16 protein-coding genes and 5 pseudogenes are annotated in these 22320 nt (G+C 58.0%); 5 read left to right on the forward strand and 16 right to left on the reverse strand.

Annotated elements, in window-relative coordinates; genetic code table 11:
• Nucleotides 1-710: 710 nt before the first annotated feature.
• The gene (locus HK436_RS33710; protein WP_206680563.1) at nt 711-1733 is read right to left on the reverse strand and encodes a proline racemase family protein; all 1023 of its coding nucleotides are present in this window, start codon (nt 1731-1733) and stop codon (nt 711-713) included.
• Between the two features lie 1230 nt (nt 1734-2963).
• Nucleotides 2964-3650, reverse strand: coding sequence for an antitoxin Xre/MbcA/ParS-like domain-containing protein (locus HK436_RS22700; protein WP_173193780.1), 687 nt, complete (start codon nt 3648-3650; stop codon nt 2964-2966).
• A gap of 285 nt (nt 3651-3935) precedes the next feature.
• Here HK436_RS22700 and HK436_RS22705 point away from each other — a divergent pair, with 285 nt between their 5' ends.
• Together HK436_RS22705 and HK436_RS22710 are read left to right on the forward strand one after the other, a co-directional pair.
• On the forward strand, nt 3936-5015 hold the full coding sequence (locus HK436_RS22705) for a porin (protein WP_173193782.1): 1080 nt from the start codon (nt 3936-3938) through the stop codon (nt 5013-5015).
• Between the two features lie 284 nt (nt 5016-5299).
• Nucleotides 5300-5727: pseudogene (locus tag HK436_RS22710) on the forward strand (Ros/MucR family transcriptional regulator).
• Here HK436_RS22710 and HK436_RS22715 read toward each other — a convergent pair.
• From HK436_RS22715 to HK436_RS22770, 13 genes and pseudogenes are all read right to left on the reverse strand, one after another.
• Entirely contained in the window at nt 5671-6741 is a 1071-nt protein-coding gene (locus HK436_RS22715; protein ID WP_173193784.1) for a glycosyltransferase family 2 protein, read from the reverse strand. The pseudogene HK436_RS22710 and the gene HK436_RS22715 sit on opposite strands and share 57 nt — an antisense overlap.
• Before the next feature lie 181 nt (nt 6742-6922).
• Nucleotides 6923-7153, reverse strand: coding sequence for a sugar nucleotide-binding protein (locus HK436_RS31670; protein ID WP_244649407.1), 231 nt, complete (start codon nt 7151-7153; stop codon nt 6923-6925).
• Nucleotides 7042-7815: pseudogene (gene rfbD / locus HK436_RS22720) on the reverse strand (dTDP-4-dehydrorhamnose reductase); the annotation flags it as partial. The gene HK436_RS31670 and the pseudogene rfbD, both read right to left, overlap by 112 nt.
• Nucleotides 7812-8881 (reverse strand): annotated as a pseudogene (rfbB, locus tag HK436_RS22725) (dTDP-glucose 4,6-dehydratase). The pseudogenes rfbB and rfbD, both read right to left, overlap by 4 nt.
• A 9-nt stretch (nt 8882-8890) precedes the next feature.
• Nucleotides 8891-9453: pseudogene (gene rfbC, locus HK436_RS22730) on the reverse strand (dTDP-4-dehydrorhamnose 3,5-epimerase).
• Nucleotides 9446-10326, reverse strand: a pseudogene (gene rfbA / locus HK436_RS22735) (glucose-1-phosphate thymidylyltransferase RfbA). Before rfbA ends, rfbC begins: the two co-directional pseudogenes overlap by 8 nt.
• 131 nt (nt 10327-10457) lie before the next feature.
• Nucleotides 10458-11078 carry a hypothetical protein gene (locus HK436_RS22740; RefSeq protein WP_206680564.1) on the reverse strand — a complete coding sequence of 207 codons (621 nt, stop codon included), beginning with the start codon at nt 11076-11078 and terminating at the stop codon, nt 10458-10460.
• 146 nt (nt 11079-11224) lie between these two features.
• Entirely contained in the window at nt 11225-11650 is a 426-nt protein-coding gene (locus HK436_RS22745; protein WP_173193788.1) for a hypothetical protein, read from the reverse strand.
• A gap of 626 nt (nt 11651-12276) precedes the next feature.
• A complete protein-coding gene (locus HK436_RS22750) occupies nt 12277-13266 on the reverse strand; it encodes a glycosyltransferase family 2 protein (protein ID WP_244649347.1) in 990 nt (329 codons plus the stop codon).
• Nucleotides 13267-13570: 304 nt separating this feature from the next.
• Nucleotides 13571-14215, reverse strand: coding sequence for a class I SAM-dependent methyltransferase (locus HK436_RS22755; protein WP_173193790.1), 645 nt, complete (start codon nt 14213-14215; stop codon nt 13571-13573).
• A complete protein-coding gene (locus HK436_RS22760) occupies nt 14203-14430 on the reverse strand; it encodes a hypothetical protein (RefSeq protein WP_173193793.1) in 228 nt (75 codons plus the stop codon). Before HK436_RS22760 ends, HK436_RS22755 begins: the two co-directional genes overlap by 13 nt.
• 165 nt (nt 14431-14595) lie before the next feature.
• A complete protein-coding gene (locus HK436_RS22765) occupies nt 14596-16941 on the reverse strand; it encodes a S8 family peptidase (protein ID WP_173193795.1) in 2346 nt (781 codons plus the stop codon).
• 405 nt (nt 16942-17346) lie between these two features.
• Nucleotides 17347-18584, reverse strand: a protein-coding gene (locus tag HK436_RS22770) for an IS3 family transposase (RefSeq protein ID WP_173193797.1) whose coding sequence is annotated in 2 segments (ribosomal slippage) — nt 17347-18233 and nt 18233-18584 — 1239 coding nt in all. Because the reading frame shifts where the segments join, the coding sequence is not laid out codon by codon here.
• Between the two features lie 206 nt (nt 18585-18790).
• On the opposite strand from HK436_RS22770, the gene HK436_RS22775 reads away from it, so the two are divergent.
• On the forward strand, nt 18791-19216 hold the full coding sequence (locus HK436_RS22775; RefSeq protein WP_173193799.1) for a hypothetical protein: 426 nt from the start codon (nt 18791-18793) through the stop codon (nt 19214-19216).
• 179 nt (nt 19217-19395) lie between these two features.
• On the opposite strand, the gene HK436_RS22780 is transcribed toward HK436_RS22775, so the two are convergent.
• The gene (locus HK436_RS22780) at nt 19396-20337 is read right to left on the reverse strand and encodes a rhamnan synthesis F family protein (RefSeq protein WP_173193801.1); all 942 of its coding nucleotides are present in this window, start codon (nt 20335-20337) and stop codon (nt 19396-19398) included.
• A gap of 224 nt (nt 20338-20561) precedes the next feature.
• On the opposite strand from HK436_RS22780, the gene HK436_RS22785 reads away from it, so the two are divergent.
• Entirely contained in the window at nt 20562-21389 is an 828-nt protein-coding gene (locus HK436_RS22785) for an ABC transporter permease (RefSeq protein WP_173193803.1), read from the forward strand.
• Between the two features lie 28 nt (nt 21390-21417).
• A complete protein-coding gene (locus HK436_RS22790; RefSeq protein ID WP_173193805.1) occupies nt 21418-22185 on the forward strand; it encodes an ABC transporter ATP-binding protein in 768 nt (255 codons plus the stop codon).
• Nucleotides 22186-22320: the final 135 nt, after the last annotated feature.

The following is a 22320-nucleotide window of genomic DNA, read 5'->3' on the forward strand; positions in this document are numbered from 1 at the left end:
GAAAGGATCGCGAAATAGACGACCGCCTGCGTGGTGTAGACTTCCAGCGGCGATGGTCCTCATGCGTTACAGCGCCTAGTGGATCCAGCGTCCGGGCAGCGCCAGCAACCAGCGATGTGTTCTTCGGTGCAGGATGGACTGGGTTCATCAAGGGGCGGCACCATGCGGCGCAGGGGCTGGGGCAAGATGATCCGACGCATGGCGTCGCCGCGCCATGCCGCGCCTGGCGGCTGGCGCCGGCCGATCGTCGATCAGGAATATTACGGCGCGGATGTCTGCCATGTGAAAGGCCGCCATAAAGGGAGGAGAGTGCGAGCAGGCCACAGTGACGCCGATATCTGGACGCCAGCAAAGGCGGGGCAGAGCATCGTCAGGAGACCACACTCTTGAGGATGACGAGAACTTGCCAGCGGCGTGCGAGAAGATTTCGACCACAAGCTGCGTTGGCCACGCACGATCGTCAACGGCGACAGCCTGCCAGATACCACCAACAAGCCGACGAGCAGGCGCCGACTGATACAGCAAACGTGTAAAGCAAAGTGTTGCCAGGGCCGACGGAGCACCTCGCACGACCTGCTGGTGTAGATATTGAGAAGTCAAGCTTACGTCGTGGACAAACCTTCATCGGATTGGGCATGTGTCGCCGGCCTGGCGTCGGCGTCAGGACCGACGATAAAACCGTGGGCGACCGAGGGGTCCGCCGGATCGATCTACAGAGCTGGTTTCTTCGCATCATGAAGTTGGTGCCGATGCTCCGGGGACGGTACCAGGCATGACCGTTTTGGCAGCTTCAGGCGATGGCTTGGCCATTGCCGGTGAAGTGTGTGCCCAACGCGATTTGTGCTGAGGCTCGTCAGATCGTGATCACGCCTTGGCGACGCGGAGCGCCAGATGGGCGCTGCTGCCAGTGCCGGACGGCGTGCGGCCCATCCGGCCAGGCCGATAGACGTTTGCGGCCAGATAGTTACTGCCAGTCCGGCCTCCTGCGCTGCACAGTGAACAGGTCCACAGGCACCGGCGCGGTGGCGGGGTCTGGAGCGGTGGTTTCGCCGATCAGCTTCCCACGCGCCCTGCGCGGTGCGCGACGATCTCCCGCTCGGCCTTCTGGAAAGCTCGTGCCGGCCGATGGGCGTCGATGAAAACTTAAATAGAACAGCCGCGAATGCCGTCTCGATGCCGATGGTGCGGCCGTCGAGGGCAGCGCGACCTCGAAGTCGCCGACATGGTAGGATGGCACGTTGCGGAAACGAACCTTCGCGAACAATGCCGTCCTTGACGTCGGTTTCGATCTCGAGCGGCCCCAGGACCGTATCGAGCGAAAAACCGTGTTGCCGCTCGGTTGCGGGAACCATGCCCAGTTCGATCAAGGCTGCGGCGGTGGCGAACGTGCTGTCGCCGCACCCGTCAAACATGCCCGACGGATGCAGGAAGATAACGCCGTAGGCGGCATCGTCGCTGACGGGATCGGTGAGCACGGCGCCCAGCATGTTGCGATGGCCGCGCGGTTCATGCAGCATCGATTCATGCAGCCAGGACATGTTTCGAATGTAATAGTCTGCCTTTTTCGCGCATCGTCGTGCCGCGAATGGCGGGGTAGCCGGAGAGAATGTTCGCGACGCCTGGCCATGATGGTGGTCGACGCAGGTAACGATATTTCTCGTGCAAACATAAGAAAATAACTCCAAATCCCCAGCAAGCCTTACGAGGTCATCGTCGACTACGTGGCTCGTCATATGTCCTTGGTGATGAGACTACCGGCCGTTGGGTATTCGGGAAAATGGCGATTGAGATGACATCATGCGTCCAGCGCATGGATGGACGGAGATTACGCGGGGGGCGTCGCAAGAGCGCTACCATAACCACCGCGAGACGCTATCGCATCTGGATGGAAATCGAGCCGCCATCGTCCTATAGACAATATGCGCACCGCCGCCTTGGTGGAATAGGTGGCGCCAGTCCCGGCAGGGTTGACCTGGTTAGGTGCACAAGCCATCATTCTACGCCCCCATGCCGTTCTTCGGAGGATGAATGGCAAAGCGCGTGCGCATCATTGGGCCAACGAAGGCACCTTCGACTGACGCCGACTATGCGGCGGAATGTCGAGGTGCAATTAGGCCCTCTTTGCGAAGATGATCGAACTTGCGGTTGCCGCGGTTGGGATCGTCAACAGGTGGCTATTGCAACGATGTATCTGGCCGCCGAAACGACGAAGGCCGGGGACACTCCTGAACCACCAGAATGAGCCACGAGTCCCTTTACGACTGAAACCGGTGAACGAACCCGCCGGAAGCAGGCACTTAGGCGTGTCGTAACGATTGCGCTGGGCATTGTGGTCTATGGCATTTTGTTAAAATTGGGTTGGGGATATTTGCCTTCGGTTTAATCGCTGCCGTAACACTCCAGCTTGGGCGATACAGCGAGGGACTATGAAACCGAGCAATTTTTCAGCCGCCCGTGCGCATCTTGAACGCGCGCTTGATCATCTCTGCGGGCTTGATGAGACAAGCAAAAGGAAGCGCGTATTGCAATCGATCTGCTCATTGAAGTGGTCGCGCTTGAGGAATACCGGCGCGAGCCGGCAGAAGTAATCCCGTTTAATCCGGCAATATTCCGTTAACAATCATCCGGCATTCTGATTCTGCCGCGCATGTATTGAGTACGGCATCACTGTCGACGGCACGTCTATCCTAGTCTTCGCTCTCTGATAGGCGTGCCGTCGAGTAGTGCCGGGTCTATGAGAGCGCTTGGTATCTGCCAATCGATGCAGCGATGCATCCGACTTGCAGGCGCAGCTTTCTTGCCACCGGCAACGAATTTATGCGCGCATCTCAGATCCCGAACGTCACTCGTACCCGAGTGCACCTCCCCAGGTGGTTTTCCGGATCCGGCGACATCAACCTGCGTATTGCATTACCTGCGGATCGCATCTTGTTGCCGGAGGGAACCATGCGGCGAAGGAATTTCTAAGGGGCCTGCTGTTGCGCCACAGCGATCACAGAGGCCGCATCACCATTCAACAGTTCCTCCAACGGCGCACCGTCCTTATTAGCTAGACTTCCTGACGTGAGCCATTTCCAAGCTGCGCGGGGATCGTCGAAGGCTTGCACAATCTCTGCGATCCCGATTGCCGGACGCCCATCGACGAACTGCTTAAGCGGAAACACCGGCTTCTTGCTACTCCTCGTATTGAGCCACACGACCTCATTACGCTTCTGCCATCGATAGAGGGTTGAACGAGGAATCCCGAAATGTCTCTCGAGTAGCGTTGGCCCGGCTACTGGACCGGCCCAGTCGTCGGCGAGGACCATCTCGTCAACAACAGCCGGTGATGCCGCTTTCGTGGCCCGAATACGATCGCGCACGTCCTTGTGAGCTTCTTTAACCACCTGCACCACAATTTCTGCACCATACTCACTCACTTCATCCTTAAGGCTCCTCAACGCGCGCTGCGTCGCCTGGGTCTGTGCCATCAATTGGGATGCGACGACCGCCGCGAGCTCCGAGATCATTTCGACGGCGCCGGGGAGGGCGGTGGGGTCCTCTTCTCGAAGCTGCGTGTAGATGGTCTGCTGCAGCGACCGCTCCACCGCTTCGCGGCGATTCAATTTTATCTCGTGCCGTGCCCGCGAGAATTTCCGTGCGTCTGCCATTCTGCAATGAGCCTCCAATCGGTCCAAACCTGCTGAATTCCTTACCAAAGGATTACCAGCCTAACCATACTTGTGGCGTTTTGGCCACACTCGCCACAATCCGAGCAGGTCAACGGTGGCAATAGGACATTGCGCGATTGAACGACTCGATCTGATGCGTATGGTGACGATCGAAGAAGGGGCGTGAAGTCGCGTCTTTTTCGAGAATTGGGGATGGGGCAGGAACGCTGTCCTTCAGCAAAAATACCCAGACCCGCTTTTTAACTTTTGACTGGAGGTCAGAAAATGAACATCAAGAGCCTTCTTCTCGGCTCCGCAGTGGCTGCTGTCGCTGCAACCGGCGCTCGCGCAGCTGATGCGATCGTCATCGCCGAGCCGGAGCCGATGGAATACGTTCGCATCTGCGACGTGTACGGCGCTGGTTTCTTCTACATCCCGGGCACCGAGACCTGCCTGCGCATCGGTGGCTACATGCGCTACGAGATGCACTACAGCGATGCCGACTGGCTTGACCCGGATACGGGTCTGGTTGAGGACTATCGCTTCTGGAAGTATGCTCGTTTCCAGCTCAACGTTGATGCGCGCAACGAGACCGAGTGGGGCACGCTGCGTTCGTACGCTGAAGCCCGCTTCAACTGGGGTTCCTACGGCTGGACCGCAGCTGGCGTTGGCACTGGCGCTTATGACGACGTCTACCTGAACCAGGGCTTCATCGAGCTGCAGCAGGCCAACGGCACCATCCGCCTTGGTAAGAGCGACACCCCGTACGCTCGCTTCCTCGGCTACGGTTCGCCCTTCGGTCCCTACGATGGCTCCTACGGCTTCAACAACGGCGGTGAGCTCTCCTACCAGTACAACGGCGCCAATGGCTTCTCGGCCATCGTTGCCGTGGTTGAGCGCGAAACCGGTCTGTTCGAGCCGGCTGTCGAAGGCGGCGTGAAGCTGACGCAGGGCTGGGGCGACATCGGCGCCATGGTCGGCTACGACACGGTCACTGAAGAGTGGGGCGCGAAGCTCGTCGGCAATGCCAAGTTCGGCATGTTCGACGTCGGTGCGCACCTCTTCTACGCAAGCGGCCCGTCGATCTACACCATCGGTCGTTCGTCCACTAACGGCTCTGAGTTCTCGGTCCTGGCATACGCCAAGGCCAACGTGAGCCAGACCCTGGCGATCGCTGCTGCTGTCCAGTACTTCGACGACGAGTACAACGCTGCCAACGACACCTGGCAGATCACCGGTGGTCTCGACTGGCGTCCGATTTCGGGTCTCCGCATCCGTCCGGAAGTCCAGTACACCACGACCGACACCATTGGTGGCGACGTCGACAGCTGGCGCACCGCTATCCGCTTCGACCGCACCTTCTAATCAGCTTACGAGTTGATTTGAGAAAGACCCGGCAGGCAACTGCCGGGTTTTTTGTTGCTGGAACGCTGTAAGAATCGTTGAATTCATGATCGGTCGCAGCCTGCCCGGCGCGCATAGCTGCTGCCTAGGCGCAGCTGGCAGCTGCGTCGTGCAGACCTGCTCTGTGCCAGCCGCGGCAATCTGGTCAGCACATCTTCTGTTTCATGCCAGCATGACGACGGTGCCGCAAAGATACTTGCTCCCGCGTGCCGGACAGCTCAAAGCCAATGGAAAAGAAGATGCCTATGAACGAGCAGAATGGCCGTGAGCAACTAACATCCCTGACTGCCCGAATCGTATCAGCCTACGTCTCCAGCAGCCCAGTGCCAGCGAACGAGCTCGCTGCGCTTATTCTGGCAGTCCACGCGTCACTCTCCAGGCTGCGCGCCCGCGCCGGAAGCAGGAACTAGACTCTCCGGAAGCCAGCGGTGCCGATAAGGAATTCAGTCCACGATGACCATCTTGTTTGCTTGGAAGACGGCAAAAATTCAAGACCCTCAAACGGCATTTGAACGAAATCCACGGACTCACGCCCGAAGAGTATCGGCGGAAGTGGGATCTGCCGTTCGATTACCCGATGATATCGCCTAACTACGCTGCCGAGCGGTCCGAATTTTCACGATCGAGGAGGCTGGGGCATAAGAGGCTCGGTTTCAGAAAGCTGCGGCCCTGAAACTAAGTGACTAAGGGCTGAGGACTGCAGTCGAGCGGAACTTAGTGTCTCGTTCAGTGATGGCCGAATAGTCGGGCGGGCGAGCGCTAGGCCCTTCGGGAACAATATTTGCCGCTCACATTCGTTTAAGCAAGCAGGCGACATACAAGGCGATCTGGCCCGACAACGTCTGGCGATATACGCCCGATTCTCTGAGGGCGATAAAACGACCGAAAACGCCTCGGTCCCTTGCTTGAGCATATAGATCGAGGGTTCGCCTCGACCCTCTGTCAGATGCTCGCGGCACGTCTCGAGTGCTGACAAATTGGTCGCGTTCCACGCTCTGTAGCGCCCTTTGCCGGCGTGATACAATCTCGAAAACCGTGCACGAAGGGAGACATTCTCCCCAACCAAGTTTTGGGCGTGCTGCCGATAGGATGTCTTCGGATCGGGTGAGTAGAACACCTTGCCTCCCGAACCTGCAACAAGCAGATAGCACCACCAATCGTGACTGACGAGGGCCACAGCCTGCGACAAGCGTCGGATCAAATCGTGCGCTGCCCGGTTCATCACCATCGTGTTTCCGCCCGCAATATTCTGCGCAATAGCGTTTTGAAAGCTCGGTGGGCGGTCGAAGCGTTGCGAGTAACCAATTGGCGTCCCATCGGCAGCGACTATCCGCGTACGCGAACAGTGCAGTGCGGGTGTGGCGCTCGCCTCTACGTCGAGCCGCGCGATCGCCGTAGACAGCTTATCCTCGTCCCACAGATCATCTTGGTCGCAAAGTGCAACATAATCGGCGCTGATTGCAGGATGAACGAGAAGGTGGCGGAAGTTTTCGGCAAATCCTTTCTGCGGACCAGGCAGGATGTGCACTTCGCCCTTTTTCCATGTGGCTCTCGTTCGTTCGACGATAGCGCCAGTCTCGTCAGTAGAGCCATCGTCGGCAAACCACAAATCGATATGCTCGACATCCTGCCGCGCGAGTGTTTCGATTTGCTCTGCCAGATATAGCGCACCATTGTAAACGGCCATCAGCACGGCCACCCGTTGACGCGTGGTGCTGGTCGGGTGCGACGAACCCGAGTTGTCTGTCGACGTCTCTAACGGCGGGTAAGGCATGACAAAGCGGCTTTGTCGATGGGCTAGACCACGATCTGCGCAACCAATGGGCTGCAATAAGTCTGAGCGGATGGCATGGTTGCGTGGAGCGTTATCAACATTGGTTACTGTCTTTCAGTAGTCGCCTGACAACCAAGTCCGTCGAATGGCGCCAATCTGGCGCGGTCCAGCCGAACGTCTGCGCGAATTTCGCGGACGAAAGGCGCGAATTGAGCGGTCGAGTCGCGGCTGTTGGGTAGTCAGCACTGGCGATGTCTCTGACGTGTGCCGATGGCCCCCAAGCGCGCTGCTGGCGGAGAATATGTGTCGCGCGAAGCCACTCCAGCTTGTATCTCCTCGCCCCGCCAAATGGTAGATGCCGCAGGCCTCGCTGCTGCCGTTCTTCATTTGCGGAGCAGCATTGAGCAGCGCATCAGCTATGTCGAGCGCAGAGGTTGGATTGCCCCATTGGTCGCTCACAACTGCGATCTCTGATCGATCACTGGCAAGGCGAAGCATGGTTTTGAGAAAGTTGTTGCCGAACGGGCTGTAGACCCAGGCAGTGCGTATAATGAAATGGCACGGGTTGGCCTGCGCGACGGCCATTTCACCTGCCAGCTTGGACGCGCCGTAGGCGCCCGTGGGGTCGGGGAGGTGGGTCTCCAGGTAAGGATGATCGCACTGGCCGTCGAAAACGTAGTCGGTGGAAAGATGGACAATCGGAACGCCAAGTTCAGCCGCAGCTGCTGCGACCTGGCCGGCGCCAGCCTCATTGATCGCGTACGCAAGTCCAGGCTCAGCCTCGGCCCGATCAACGGCGGTGTAGGCGGCGGCAGAAATGACGATATCGGGCTTGGCTGATGCCAGCGCTGGCAGCACTGTCTCCGGTTTCTGGAGATCAAGAACGGGACGCCCAATTGCGACCGCCTCGATATCGCGATGGTGGGAGGCTCGTTCGACCAGGGACTTCGCAACCTGCCCTTCCTGCCCTGTCACAACCAACCTCACCGTGCTGTCTTTCCTGCTTCTCCCAGACGATTGCCGTCATATTTCTCTTTGCGGATCGGTCCCCACCACCACTTATTGTCTAGAAACCATTCAACGGTCTTTGCGAGACCAGTCTCGAAACTCTCAAGAGGCACCCAGCCGAGCTCCCGTTCAACTTTGATGCATCGATCGCATAGCGTCGGTCGTGTCCTGGCCGGTCGGTGACGAAGGTGATCAGGTCGCGATAACTTGCACCGCCCGCACGAGGGGATCTTGCATCGAGGATGTCGCAAACGCTTTCGACAACGGAGAGATTGGTGCGTTCAGACCGACCACCGATATTGTAGCTTTCGCCCGGCGTTCCTTTCGTGGCCACCAGTTCGAGCGCTCTGGCGTGATCTTCAACAAAGAGCCAGTCTCGGACATTCTGGCCGGCGCCATAGATCGGCAGGGGGCGCTCGCCGAGAGCATTCAGGATCACAAGCGGGATCAGCTTTTCCGGAAAATGGTATGGTCCGTAGTTGTTGGAGCAATTCGACAATACAATCGGCAGACCGTAGGTTTTGTGCCAAGCGCGTACGAAATGGTCGGAAGCCGCCTTGGAGGCTGAATACGGCGATGAGGGTGCGTAGGGCGTCTCCTCGGTAAACAGACTGTCGTCGAAGTCCAGATCCCCGAACACCTCGTCGGTGGAAACGTGATGAAATCGGAACGTTTCCCGCAACGCGGGAGCAAGTTCGCGCCAGTGTGCGAGCGCCGCCTCCAACAAATGGAAAGTGCCGACCACATTGGTCTCGATGAATTTCGCAGGCCCGTCGATCGAGCGGTCGACATGGCTTTCAGCTGCGAGGTGCATGACCACGTTGATGCGATCGCTACGCAACAGTTCGCGTATAGTCCCACCGTCGCAGATATCTACCTTTCTGAAAACGAAGCGAGGGTCATTGCTGATTGTGGCCAACGATTGAAGATTGCCGGCGTAGGTGAGGTTGTCGACAACAACGACGCGCTCTGCGCCGTTCATTAAGAGCTGGCGGCAGACTGCCGATCCGATAAACCCGGCCCCGCCGGTCACCAGAAAACGCATCGGCTTTCCTCAGGAATTAGACTCGAAAATCTCGGCATCTCTCAGCAATGGAGCTTTGCGGTCCTTTTCTGACAGGACAACTTCAACTGTGTGGATAGGCCAGAGAATTCCAATCGCCGGATCGTCGAAACGGATCGAGCGGTCGTGAACAGACGAATACGTTTCGGTGACTTTGTAGATCACCTCGGTATCGGGTTCGAGCGTGACGAAGCCGTGGGCATAACCTGCCGGTACCAGAATTTGGTTCCATTTCTGCGCTGACACCGTCAGCCCGACCCAACGGCCGAATGTTGCCGACCCACGGCGGATATCAACCGCGACATCAAATATCGCGCCATGCACGACGCGCACCAGCTTGTCTTGAGCTTTGGGCGGAAGCTGATAGTGGAGACCGCGAAGCGTGCCCCGCGTTGCTGAAAAGGAGTGGTTATCCTGAACAAAATCACGCTCCAGCCCCGCATTGTGGAGCCAGTCGCGCCTAAAGGTCTCCGAGAAGAACCCGCGGAGTCGCCAAATTTTGGCGGGCAGAACTCCATAACGCCGTCTAGACCGAGCGGACGAGCGTCAAGCATTTGCACCTTCCTCTACCCGTCGACGCAGATAAGCCGAATAACCGTTTCTGCCCAATCGGTCTGCGTGAGCCAACAGTTGATCGGCGGAGAGATAACCGAGCTCGAAGGCAATTTCCTCTGGGCACATAACCTTGAAACCTTGGCGGCGCTCCAAAGTGCGCACGAACGAAGAGGCTTCGTGGAGACTATCGTAGGTGCCGGTGTCAAACCAGGCATAGCCACGGCCGAGCCTCATCACGTGCAGCTTTCCAGCCGCCAAATAAGCATTGTTCACGTCGGTGATTTCAAGTTCGCCACGGGGGACGGCGTCACGTTCGCAGCAATGTCGAGAACGTCATTGTCGTAGAAATAGAGGCCTGTGACGGCCCAGTTCGACTTCGGCTGGGCCGGCTTTTCTTCGATGTCCTGAACCATGCCGGTACCGTGGTCGAAGGTCACGACCCCGTAACGGGCGGGATCCTCCACGTGATAAGCAAATACTGTAGCGCCGGTCTCGCGCTCTCGTGCTGCCCGGCAAAGGCGGGTAAGGCCGGTGCCATAATAGATGTTGTCGCCAAGGATCAATGCGACCGAGTCGTTCCCGACGAATTCGCGTCCGATGATGAATGCCTCGGCCAACCCGTTAGGATTAGGCTGTACCGCATAGGATAGGGAAATTCCGAACTGGCTGCCGTCGCCAAGGAGTTGCTTGAACGCCGGCATGTCACGCGGCGTCGTGATGACCAGAATTTCGGTAATCCCGGCAATCATCAGCATGCCGAGCGGATAGTAGACCAGCGGCTTGTCATAAACCGGCAGGAGCTGTTTGGACACAGGGACCGTCAGGGGATAAAGCCGCGTGCCGCTGCCGCCGGCAAGGATAATGCCTTTCAAGACCATCTCCAGATGTACATGCGCAAGTATCGCAGAGAATATCTGGAGATTTCACCCCAGCCGCCCAGGCAGTCGTTATCAGCCCGACCTATGTGATGCAAGCCTCGCAGTTCTTAGAAAAGACCTCTTTTCTAGGGCTGCGTCTGTCGGATCGCGCGAACAAGGGCTTCAAGCTGCTGCTTGGCCCGTAAAGTCATTTCCGCCGCGTTTCCACCAGAAGAGTCTGGCCTCGGGCTTGGTTCTGATTGAGGTCCTGCCGCGACGCCTCGCAGTTGGCGCTCCATAATCCGTTCCATCGTCGGAGCTTCATCTTCGCCACCGGCCTCCGCAGTATCGGATGTGTAGGCGATCGGCCCCGTCGCACTTTGAGCTGTATTGACGCTTCCTCCGGCAGTTCCCTGCAACGAGGAAGCGCCTTGATTGATGGTGAACGTGATGCGCGATGGACGCCCTTCGGAATAGGCGATCGCGTATCCGTTGTTCGGGGCGATCGCCACAAGAACCTGCTGCAGGTCTCCGGTAAAACTACCGGTAACCGCCCCACCTTGGATTTCCTCCCCGGTGCGTTCGATCCCGAACCGTTCGACGATGCTGTTGACTATTTCGCTACGCGAAGCTTCCTGGGCTTCGACCACCAACGCGTCGGGGACCCCTTCGATCGTGAACCCCGCATATGATGTTGCGGCACCCGAAGTAGCAATTACCCCGGATAATATAAAAGGAGGAAGGCGCCTCATGGCAGTCTCTTTCATAGTTTCTGCACGGAACTTGGCTCCGATAGTAGCGCCGTTATCCAGTCCGAGGAAAGAGGGTTGGAGACGACAGGAGCACCAACCGGCTCGTTCTATCGGATGATCACTGTTGGTGTTGACACCGTTTGCTCGCTTTCTGATCTCGATTATCGATCGGGGAACCCAATCCGTAAGCGGTCCTGGCCATTTTCAACGAATACCTCAAAGCGGCCGACGTCAGACAGCGTCCAACCATCGAGTGTCTCTCCTTTGAGCATATCGAAGAAGATGGGGCTGCCAGCTTTTCTGAATATTGCGCGGTTCAGGCGCTCCGAGCGAACCAGGCCGACCAGCTCCCAGTTAGGCGCAGCTACGGGTGCCGGCGCCGCTTCGGGCGGTATCACGTATTCGGTTTCTTCTTCAACGAAGGGTACCGGCTCGATGACTGCGGGAGGCTTCCGGTCGGGAGAAAATAGTGGCCGTTGGCGAATGGCTTGATAGTCATCTGCAAGCCGCGTCCGGACCGCCCTTTCGCGATCCTGCGCGGACGTCGCGATGGCGGGTCGGGGACTAATCACCACCAGCAATGCCATCAGGGATAGAACAATAGCGACGATCCGCCTAGCCTCCTTGTTATCGGTACTTGGGCGATGGCGCCCGGGGGTCAATTCGTTGGCCCGCTCACGCTGTCTTGATGCACCGTCACATCCTCGAGCTCTTCAAGTCGTTCGAGTCCTCGCTGATCGGTCTCCAGAATGATGGTGCGACCGCCTGGCATGCTGTTGATGACCCTGTGATTATAACCCTGCAGCGATTGGAGAATTCGGCGCTCGTGGCCATTCGGATCGCCTTGCCCATATTGAACGATAAGCCGATGCGTCGCGGACGGAGGTCTGGGCATGTCAATAATGATTGGTTCCCGCTCTTCAGGGGTGGTGCCATGCAGCCTGCAACCCAGGCAGGATTGCGACCGCTACCAGCATCGCACACCGATTCCGGCTCAACTTGGAACGGGTCGAGAATAAATTCGCGTTTGCAATTGTTCTCAATTCGGGGCTCCTCTAGCTGAGCTCAGTAAGTGAACATGCAGCGCCAGACGCTTCATTGTTTGTCTGCGGATACGAACCCGCCTGGCTCAACCATCACGTCACCGTCTCACACACATCTCCAGTCGTCATGAACTGGAGCAGTTCTCGCCATAGCACATAGCCGGCCCGCTTCAGATCAAACGCGCAAATCTGCGGGCCATTCTCACGAATGCAGGTGACCTGGTAGCAAAAACGCGTTGCTGTAGGTCGAGACGCCACTTGAAACGCCTCGAGACCCATCTGTTGGATCTAACTATGTCAGCGTAGTCCTCGAGAATGGTTAGAAGTTCGTCAGTGAAGGGACGCAACCGTTCATCGCGTTCGGGTATTTCGCACACGATTGCATTGTAAGCGTCAGCTATAAACAAGCGATGGAACCGGGGAATGAGAAGGTCGCGCAGGTAAAAGCGCGCCTTCGATGCGTCATCCGGATAATTGGCAACGAGCTTCTTGAAGTAGCGGAAACGGCTACGGCTCATCCTCATGCTGTAGGAGGTGCTTGCCGTGTTCATGCACCAGACGGTCACCGGTTTGTCGACGAAGTAATTGCTGAAGCCGCGTCGGAATAGGCGCAGGAAGAGGTCGTCGTCTTCGTAGCCCATGAATTGTTCGTCAAAACCGTCGATCGCCTCAAATGCCTTGCGGGATATCAACGATGCGGAAGGCAGAACGAACATGTCATATCGCAACAGGTCGAATGCATCCTTTTTGGGATGAGAGGAGTGGGCCGCGACCATGGACGTGCGAAGGACGTCCCCATTTTCCTCCGCTTCGTAAAGGTCACCATAGACCCAGCCAAAATGAGGATCGTTGTCGGGAAGTGCGTCGAGAAGCGTTTCGATATGGGTATTCAGGAAGTAATCGTCCTGATCCAGCAGACAGATATATTCCGAGCGACCGGCAGCAACGCCGGCATTGCGCGCAGATCCCTGACCACCGTTGGGCTTGTCGATGACACGAAATCCGAAGCGTTCTGCTACCTTGTGCAGGAAGTCTGCTTCTTCGGGCTTGGACCCGTCATTGACGACGATGAATTCGTCAGGCTTGACGGTTTGATCGAGCACACTTTGCGCCGACCGCTCAATGAACTTCGAGCCGTTGTAATAGGGTATGACGACCATGACCGTCGGCCCGCGATTGGCGGGCCTCGCTACTTTCATTTTCAGTGAACTAGCCCCACTCATGCCTGACCCCTACGCGTCCCGAAGAGCGTCTTCATCTTTCGCAAGGGCGAAGTCAGTTTCCAACTTGTCGAATTCCGCAACGCCCGATTATCGGCCCGGGCCCTTGCAAGCTCTTCGCTGCGAGCCGCGATTTCCTCTTCGAGCCCGCCGCGTACAATCGCCAATTCATCGGCGTCCGCGCGCGCGCGAACAAGTTCATCCGCAAGCTCCCGCACTTTTGTTTCCAACTTGGCGACCGAGGTTACGCTGTCGTCAATGTCATTGCGCGAGATCGTATTTCCCTAAGTTCCCGTTCACCGTCTTTGAGAAGCTCTACCCCCGTGAGGGGCGTCCCTTCGGCAGTTTTCGACAGCGCTATGTAAAACTCATGCAGATGAATTCCATCAAGCTGCGTATTCCTGCGATATTGGAACTCCGCAAGACGAATATAGCCGATATCGCGTAGCGTCTTGACGAAGTGTCGGAAATGCGACGGCGTGAACTGCCAGCCATGGACATCGACGTAATCGCTGGAGGCGCGAACAGCCTCGTGGGTGGTGCGAACTTCCTCCGCTGTCCCTCGAAGCTCCAGGTCGTCCAAGGTCGGCTCGAGCCAGATCTCTTGACCAGCTTTGGAACACACGAGGCTTATGTGGTCGAAAACGGTGCCGGGGGTATGGCGTCTACGCTTCTCGTGAAACGCGTCCAATGCCTGGCCGACCGTGGAAACCGGACGAAGAACGTCGAAACAGAACCGCTTGTCGGGAATTGCCAATACGAGCACCCCTTCAGGCTTGAGCAATTCCTCGCAATCTCTCATGAAACGAATGATGTCGGTAACATGTTCGATAACGTGTGACGCAACGATGAAATCGTACTTTCCTGCCTCCCCAATCAGGTCGACCAAGCTCCCCCATCCGATACATAGTCAACCTCTTCAATACGGGAGATATCGACGCCGAAGCTGCTATATTTTTCTCGCAGCGTATTCGTGTCAGCATGGTCAACCGTCTCGACCTGATAGCCGAGCGACTTGGGCAGGAGCGGATTGTAGCCAGGCCCGACTTCAAGTCCAAACCCGCCGGGGTCAAACATCGACAGTAGAAGTTCGCGCCGGTCCATATTCATATCTCCTTGGACGGAAAATCTCGGCGGGTTCTATCCATATCGCGCTGCCCAGCCAAGCGACAAGCCACCGATGCCGAACGCCAGGACCCATTCCACAAAACAAACGGCCCGCCGCGTCAGGCGGGCCGTCTGTCAGCTTTCTGCGGACTTAGAGCCGGCTCACTCAGTGAGAGCAGCAGTCTTCTCTGTCGTTCCTGCACCTGATCCCGGCACGGTGTAGACGGCCACAGCGGCTGAGCCTACTGAAGTCGAGCCTTGGCGGAAGTGGATGTAGAGTCGGTTGGTTGCAGGGCTGTCAGCAACGGACTGGCCATTGTAGCCAACGAATGCCGAGAAGGTCACCACTTGGTTCTTGGTCGCCGTGAAAGAGATCGGCAGAGTTGTGGGTGCCTGCAGACACTGGCCCTGCGCGTTAGTCTGGCACAGCCCCATCACAAGTGGCAGCTCTGCTCCAGACCCTCCGACTGGGATCGACGATACCCGGGCAGTGAGAGTGGTCGTCGCGCCGATGTTCATCGCGGCCATCGCCGCGATGTTGCCGCCGTTGGTGGTCGCTGGAATGCGAAGTCTGCCGTCGTTGGTGTCGGTGACGGCCGTAGCGAGCACGTCCGCGCCAGCGGAAGAAGTGGCCACCAGATTGAACGAGTTGAGGCCAAGATAGGTGGGAGCCGGAGGGGTGTTTGTGCAATCAAACACCATCTGCAGATTGGCCGACATCGCCGCCGTGGGCACATAGGTCATGAGGAAGTGTTTGGACTGGCCGGCCCCAATACTGACGGCCTTGTTTGTAGGCCCGAGCGAGATGGTATTGCCGGAAATAATGCGCTCGGCGAAGGCGAAATTGTAGGGCTGTGAACCAGACGGTTTGGCGATCGAACAGCTGGTCGCGGTTGCGCTGCCAGAATTGATCAATGTCGCAAATGCGGTGACGGGAGCATTCACCACGCCACGACGAGCCACTGGTGTAACCGCCGCAACAATCGAGGTGCTTGCAGGCGGCGGGGAGTTCACCCCGAGCTGATTGAGAGCGGACGCCACACGAATATCGGGCTTGCTGATCCCAACCCAGCTGATCCCGGAACCGGTCGCCTTCAGTGCGTTCTCGATCTGCGTGACTGTCGCGTTCGGGAGCCGCGACCGAATGGCTGCAAAAACACCGGCGACATGAGGCGAGGCCATGGAAGTGCCGCTCTTGTAGCCATAGGTGGTGTTGCTGGAACCGCTGGGGACGGAAGCGTAAATGTTGACACCCGGCGCCACGACATCCACCAAGTTGCCCCAATTTGTAAAGCCAGGAAGCCCGCCATTCTTGGTCGAGGCGGCAACGGTGATTGCCTCAGGAATGCAGCCTGGGGCACTCACGTCAAAGTCGTAGGCGTCATTGCCAGCGGCAATGACGGTCGCGACGTTGGCGTTGCGCAATTGCTGGATGACCGATCTGCGTGGATCACCGGTGCACGCTGTGCCGTATCGACCTCCACCAAGGCTCATATTGACCGAAGCGATCTTCAGATTCGATGCCTGATCGCGGACATAGTTGAGCGCACTGATCTGGTCCGAAGTCCACGTCAGGGCGCAGCCGTTCGACAAGCCGTTGCTGCCGCAGAACGAGGGCGGAAACCGGGAAAAGACGTTGATCGACAAGATTTTGGAGTTTCGCGCGACGCCATGCGCCGGCTCTCCGCTGCTCAGAGCGGTGTTGTATCCGGCCGCTGTTCCCGCCACATGCGTTCCATGGCCACAGCCGTAGATTGACGCCGTGTCACAGTCGTTCGCCGAATCGATGTTGGTAGAAGAAGACGCACCGCCCGGGCACAGGCTGTATGAGGTGCCATTCGAATTAGAGGTCGTCGACGAGAAGCAGGCAGCGTGAGTGATGCTGCTTGACAAAAACTCGTGCGAACGCCGGCCGCCGGTATCCAGAACCGCAACCCGCCATCCATTGCCCGTCGCACCCAGCGAATAGGCATTTGGCATTTGGATGCGCGCCAGGGAGCCATTGCCGACGTTACCGTTGATGTCACGGTTCAACAACGGCGCGTCGAATGTGTCGGGATGGATGCGCTCAACCCGCGGGTCCGCTGCAATAGCCTCAATCTGGGCCTTCGTGGCAGTGATGGCAAACTGAGGCGAAAACGGCATCAGCTTGAGGTTGGTTTCTCCCGAGGACTGGGCCGCATCGATGCCGCCTTTGCCGCCCAATACGCCGGCGAGAATTCCGTCTTGGACCGCACGCACTGCTTCTTTGTGTGCGTCATCGCTGTCTTCGTCATTGGCGAACGTCGTCCGGTCCGGCAACGCCGGCATCTTAAAATCGACGATCACCGGCACCCTGGCACCCTGATCGGCGAACGCCTTTTCCCAACCGGTCCCGACGACCTTGCTTTGCGCAGGGCCGGAGAGGCCAGCCGCGTGCGCCGATGCGGCAAATACGATTGTCGCTGCTGCGGCTAGTAATCCCGACACCAGTTTGGATGTCCGTTTCTGTCCAGTGATTCTTGGCATCTACGCCCCCGGTTGCTAAGTTTGCGGTTATCCAATTCGCGAAATCTACATGAAAAAAGCAAACAGACGACGACAGAACAGAAAAAACAGTGTTCGCCAGCGCCCGACAGCCATTACTCAACGGCAACTATCCGCAACCCAAAGCGAATGTCAATTTGCTAAAATGGTCTATAGGCCTGTAGCAACCAGCGTGGGTTTCTTTGCCGGAGATCGATTGTCTACCCATCTGTGATCCGTTGCGTTACCGCGCTGGCTAAAGGCTCGGGTCGATCGGAAGCGGAGATCCCTCACGAACTGCCGCCATAAGACGCCGCAGTTCGTGCGTCATGTTTCATGTCCAATTCACCAAAAGGATGATGTACACAAAGACGCGCTTGTTGTTGCCCCCAAGAGACCGGACAGGGATCACCGGGTTGAACGTGCTGCGATGAACTCGCGGGGCGCACGATAGCCGAGCGCCTTGTGAGGGTGAAGAGTATTGTAATGGCGGAACCAGTCTGGAAGGGCGTCGATGACGGTTTCGGCGTCGGGACAGGGGTTCACGCGGACGTAGTCACGCTTGAAGGTGCGCACGAAGGCCTCGGCCATTCCATTCGACTGCGGGCTTTCGACAGGGGTGGTGATCGGCAGCAGGCCGATCTCGCTGGCGAAGCTGCGGGTGTCGCCGGCGATGTAGCACGAGCCGTTATCACTCAACCATTCGATGGGCTGCGGCAGCCGATTGACGAGGCCGAAGCGGTGCTCGACGGCGGTGACCATGAGATCGCGCACATCCTCTCCCTTGATACCTTGCGTGGTGGCGACATGGCCCATGGCTTCGCGGTCGCAACAGTCGAGGGCGAAGGCGACGCGCACCTTGTCGCCGTTATCGCAGCCGATCTCGAAGCCGTCGGAACACCAGCGCAGATTGGAGTGCTCGACTGCGATGCGCCCGTCATGGCGACGCTCGATGCCGCCGGCATGGCGTTCGAGGAGCAGGCCATGGACACGCATGACCCGGTAAACCCGTTTGTGGTTGGGAGCGGGATGTCCTTCGGCCTCGGCGCTGCGGCGCAGAATCGCCCAGACGCGGCGGTAGCCGTAGGTCGGCATGGTGGCGATGATGGTCTTGATCGCCTCGACCAGTTCCGCTTCCGGAAGAGGCGGGCGGCCTCTGCGCTGTGAGGGGCGTCCGGCCGCCCGCTCGGCCAGGTTCGAGCGCGCGACACCCAATGTCTCGGCCACCGCGCTCATCGCAAACCGTCCTTCGGCAACGACACCGTGCGCAGCATCTGTTTTTTTGGGTTCACCTGTTCGAGCGCCTCCTTGAGAATCTCGCTTTCCAGCGTCTTCTTGCCGAGCAGGCGCTGGAGCTCACGTACCTGGGCTTGCAAGGCTCGATACTCGGAGGCCGGCACCACTTCCTCGCCAGCGCCGGCGGCCGTCAGCGCACCCTGGGCTGCGAGCCGCCGCCACGTGAACAGCTGGTTAGGCGCGATGCCGTGCTGGCGCGCCACAAGGCTCACCGTCACGCCAGGTGCATAGGTCTCCTCGACAATCCGCATCTTCTCGGCTGGTGTCCGCCGACGCCGCCGCTCCGGGCCCTTCAAAATCTCGGCACGGACCGGCCTCTCTTCAATGATGTTAGTCAAAATGTCGGTCATAAGACTCACTCTTACATAAGGGTGGGTCCCTGTCCGGGGATTTTGGGGGCCGCTTCAGCGCTCGAACGGACCCTCGGCCGCCGAAGCTTGCGTCAAACTTGAATTCCGGTGCTTGGGCGGCTTGCCTATGAGGTTGAACCATGTATTCCAATGAGGAAATACATACGTCACCGGTCTCACTACGATTCGCGCTGGAGTAACCCACGATGGCAATTACGACCACGTCTTTCACCTTGCTCCAGCTGCTGCAAGATTCTTCACGTGGTGAGCGCGCCGTTCATGACAGCGCGGACTTGGCCTTCTCGGCATTGATGCAAAAGCACGATGTGGCTGTTGCCAACAGCCAGACAATCCCCACGCCGGTTCCAGTGGAGTTGCGTAGCCGATATTGGAACGACGCCCCGACGCCGCCGCCTGCGACGGAGTTCAATGAGAATTTGAGGCAACCCTCGCCAACGCCCATACCTGCGGACATAGACGACGGCAGCATCCGTTCGGATTCACCAACGCCCGTTCCAACAGTCACACCGTCAGAAGATGCCGCCGATCTGACCCACCGGCTCGTTCATAGCCTGCTTACTGGCGTTGAATTTAAGCTGTCTGGCGGCATTCGTGATGCCGACGACGCTTGATCCCCGAGGATCGTCGCCATGGTCCTCGGATCTTTCCGCGGTCTAGGGTCCGCATACACCGCATCGTCTGGCACGGAGCGCTCGCGGCGACGTTCGGAGTGCTGAGGTCTCGCGGTGTTCCGACCCACGCCCTAGGCATCTTTTTAGCCGCGACGGGTGGGCATGTTTCGACTGGCTGTTCAGGCTTTTCGGTTCGAGCTGCTCGCCAAATGATGCGATACTAGGTTTACATCGTAGCTGGAATTGTCATGCAGGACCTCGCTCCAGCGGAAAACATGTGGAAGTCGGGCCGGATTCGACCGCACGAGATCCCGCTTGAGAAACGGACAGCCGTGATCTCGCACAAGTTCTTCCCAAAAGTAATGCATCGGGTTTAGAGGCTTACCCGCGAGGATTTTGCGGTTGCGGCTCGCAAGAAAGCGAGAGGTCGCCTCGTCCACTGACTGAGGATCCCGCCCTGCGCTTTCCAGCAGACTCGCATATGGACACAACGTACCGAGCCGCAAGCCAGCGCGCTCGAGTTCGGTTGACAGCTTTACCTCGCCGTTCCGAACAACCCAGGACTTCGAGTTGACCATCGGAAAGCCCGCCCAAAATGAGCGGAAGGCCTTCGATTGCAGCGCTCGAGGAAAGAACAAGAGAAAATAGGACTGAAGGTGATGCGCGAATTCGCGGCTATCTGTGATACCGAAGACATCAACTCTCATCTCTTCAGCCCGCTTCAACGCATTGCTCAGCGGAAAGATGGGTCCGTATACACTGTCGTTGACAAGAATGAGCCGGTCGAGCTGCTCCAGCGCCGGCAGCCTCATAATACCCTCCTGCCACGCACCAAAATCGTAGCCGAGGCCGCGTCGGTGTACGACTTCGCGGACGTCGGGCAATAGCTTCGCTACGCTCGGCGCATTGAGCACGGGAGCATTTGAGACAAAGGTTACGGCGTAGCCATTGCTAGCAAGTTCCTGTACCGCGAAACGGACATAGTCGTGAACAATACCTTTCGGATCATGGTGGACGAATACCGCCTGCTTGGGCCCGTGATCACGCGCTCCTGGAAAAACCCTCAGGATGCGAGGCTGCTCACTGCGCCTTCTGCCAATGGCCTCGATCAGCGGATCCACAATATGTCCAGCGCGCCACGTCACCGCAGCGCCGATCCGGTTCAGGAGGTTTCGTTTCCCCGCCATGAGATACGGTTGCCATTGAATCAGGCTCCGGCAAAGGGAGCCAAGGTTGAAGCGAAGGCACAAACTAGCTAAGGAGCGGGCTCCTACCAAGCCCTCCGATCAAGCCGCGTTGGTTTTTCATCTGGCATTATGGTGGGGCTGTCGCTAACCGGCGGCAAATGCAAGCCGAGGAATTGTCAGCCTTGTCCATCCGATACGATTCTCGCTCCGATCGCGGCTATGCAGATCTAAGGGCAGGGCTTTCCAACATTCGTCTGTTGTGGATGTTTGCCTTGCGCGATATCCGGGCACGCTACCGTCGTTCGACACTGGGACCTTTCTGGATCACAGTTTCAATGATGGCAACTGTATTGGGCATGTCATTCGTGTTCTCGTCGTTGCTTGCCCAGAGCTACGCAGATTACATTGCCTATCTCGCGATTGGTCTGCCATTGTGGGCCATGTACTCAGGGATGGTAGGGGAGGGCAGCAGCGCGCTCATACAGGCGTCGTCCGACGCAAAACTCTCGACGCTTCCGCTTTCCGGTTACATCATTCGCCACCACCTGCGACAGCTGATCTTCTTCGCACACAACATCTTGCCCGGACTTGTCATCGCCGCCGTGGCCGGAAAGACAACGATTGCGGGGTTTGTGCTTTTCCTATGTGGACTCATGCTCGCCTTCATTGCGGTTGGATGGATTGGTTTCATCGCCGCATTGATCAGCGCTCGTTTCAGGGATGTGCCGCAGATCGCCGTCAATGTCATGCAGGTGTTCTTCTTCCTGACGCCGATCATTTGGCCAGCCGAGGCCCTCAGGCACAAGCCACTCATCATCGACGCGAACCCGTTCTACTATCTGGTGGCGATCGTCCGCGAGCCGATCCTGGGGACACCTCCTGCGCTCTATGTTTGGCTGGTGGCAGCAGCAATCGCGGTATTTGGCTGGTTGCTGGCTGCCGTGATCTATGAGCGGCTATTCGACCGCCTCACCAAATGGCTTTGATCGCTGAAGAAAGATTCGACAATTTATCATGACCTTTGCCCATGTTCACGATGCCTGCGTTGACATACCGGTCTTTGATTCCAGGAGCCTGTCGATCAAGAACACAATCGGCAAGGCCATCACGGGCGGCCGGATCATCGCGGATCGTGGTGTTGTCTCTGTCAGAGCACTGGACGGTATCAACCTTCGGCTGGAGACTGGCGACCGTGTTGCGTTGATTGGGCACAACGGAGCCGGCAAATCCACGCTTCTCCGCCTTCTTGCGGGGATCTACCGACCCGACGTCGGATTCGTGAACGTGGAGGGTAGAGTAGGCGCACTGCTATCGATGCACCTGGGCATGGAACCGGATTTCACGGGACGTGAGAACCTGATGCTGGTTGCAGCATCGCTCGGGCTATCAGAGAAAGAGCGCAACGCTATCGTTCCGGAAGTAGCGGAGTTCTGCGAGTTGGGAGACTTCATAGATCTGCCGATCCAGACCTACTCGGCCGGCATGCTCGCGCGACTAGCTTTTGGGATCCACACCTCGATCGCCCACGACATCATGTTGATCGATGAAGTGATCGGCGCGGGCGACATGGGTTTCCACGACAAAATGCGCGCCCGCCTTGAGCAGATGCTTGCAAGAGCGAGGATCCTTGTCCTCGCCAGCCATGCCGAAGACGTGCTCCGCCTCTATTGCACGACGGGAGTGGTCATGTCCGCTGGAAGAATGATCTTTTCAGGTCCACTAGACGATGCGTTTGATTTTTATCACAGCTCGATAGGCCTTTGCCCGGCCTCTGACAGATAGGTGATAAGGCACGTCGGTCTACGATGGCCGATGCGTGAGGTCAGTTCGGTGTGATTGTAGGAGGCGATCGTGGCGGGCACCGCGTCGGCTGGACACCCGCAATAACCCCTTGACCTTGATCTGAGCGGCGCGGCT

Source organism: Neoaquamicrobium sediminum (assembly GCF_013240295.1).
GTDB classification, from domain to species: Bacteria; Pseudomonadota; Alphaproteobacteria; order Rhizobiales; family Rhizobiaceae; genus Aerobium; species Aerobium sediminum.

What these genes read in the sequence shown, in the direction of transcription:
- HK436_RS22700 (WP_173193780.1), bottom strand. Translation starts at nt 3,650, where the DNA reads ATGGCAGACGCACGGAAATTCTCGCGGGCACGGCACGAGATAAAATTG.
- HK436_RS22705 (WP_173193782.1), top strand. Translation starts at nt 3,936, where the DNA reads ATGAACATCAAGAGCCTTCTTCTCGGCTCCGCAGTGGCTGCTGTCGCT.
- HK436_RS33710 (WP_206680563.1), bottom strand. Translation starts at nt 1,733, where the DNA reads ATGACGAGCCACGTAGTCGACGATGACCTCGTAAGGCTTGCTGGGGAT.
- HK436_RS22785 (WP_173193803.1), top strand. Translation starts at nt 20,562, where the DNA reads ATGCAAGCCGAGGAATTGTCAGCCTTGTCCATCCGATACGATTCTCGC.
- HK436_RS22775 (WP_173193799.1), top strand. Translation starts at nt 18,791, where the DNA reads ATGGCAATTACGACCACGTCTTTCACCTTGCTCCAGCTGCTGCAAGAT.
- HK436_RS22760 (WP_173193793.1), bottom strand. Translation starts at nt 14,430, where the DNA reads ATGGACCGGCGCGAACTTCTACTGTCGATGTTTGACCCCGGCGGGTTT.
- HK436_RS22750 (WP_244649347.1), bottom strand. Translation starts at nt 13,266, where the DNA reads ATGGTCGTCATACCCTATTACAACGGCTCGAAGTTCATTGAGCGGTCG.
- HK436_RS22790 (WP_173193805.1), top strand. Translation starts at nt 21,418, where the DNA reads ATGACCTTTGCCCATGTTCACGATGCCTGCGTTGACATACCGGTCTTT.
- HK436_RS22745 (WP_173193788.1), bottom strand. Translation starts at nt 11,650, where the DNA reads ATGGCATTGCTGGTGGTGATTAGTCCCCGACCCGCCATCGCGACGTCC.
- HK436_RS22765 (WP_173193795.1), bottom strand. Translation starts at nt 16,941, where the DNA reads ATGCCAAGAATCACTGGACAGAAACGGACATCCAAACTGGTGTCGGGA.
- HK436_RS22715 (WP_173193784.1), bottom strand. Translation starts at nt 6,741, where the DNA reads ATGGCCGTTTACAATGGTGCGCTATATCTGGCAGAGCAAATCGAAACA.
- HK436_RS22740 (WP_206680564.1), bottom strand. Translation starts at nt 11,078, where the DNA reads ATGAAAGAGACTGCCATGAGGCGCCTTCCTCCTTTTATATTATCCGGG.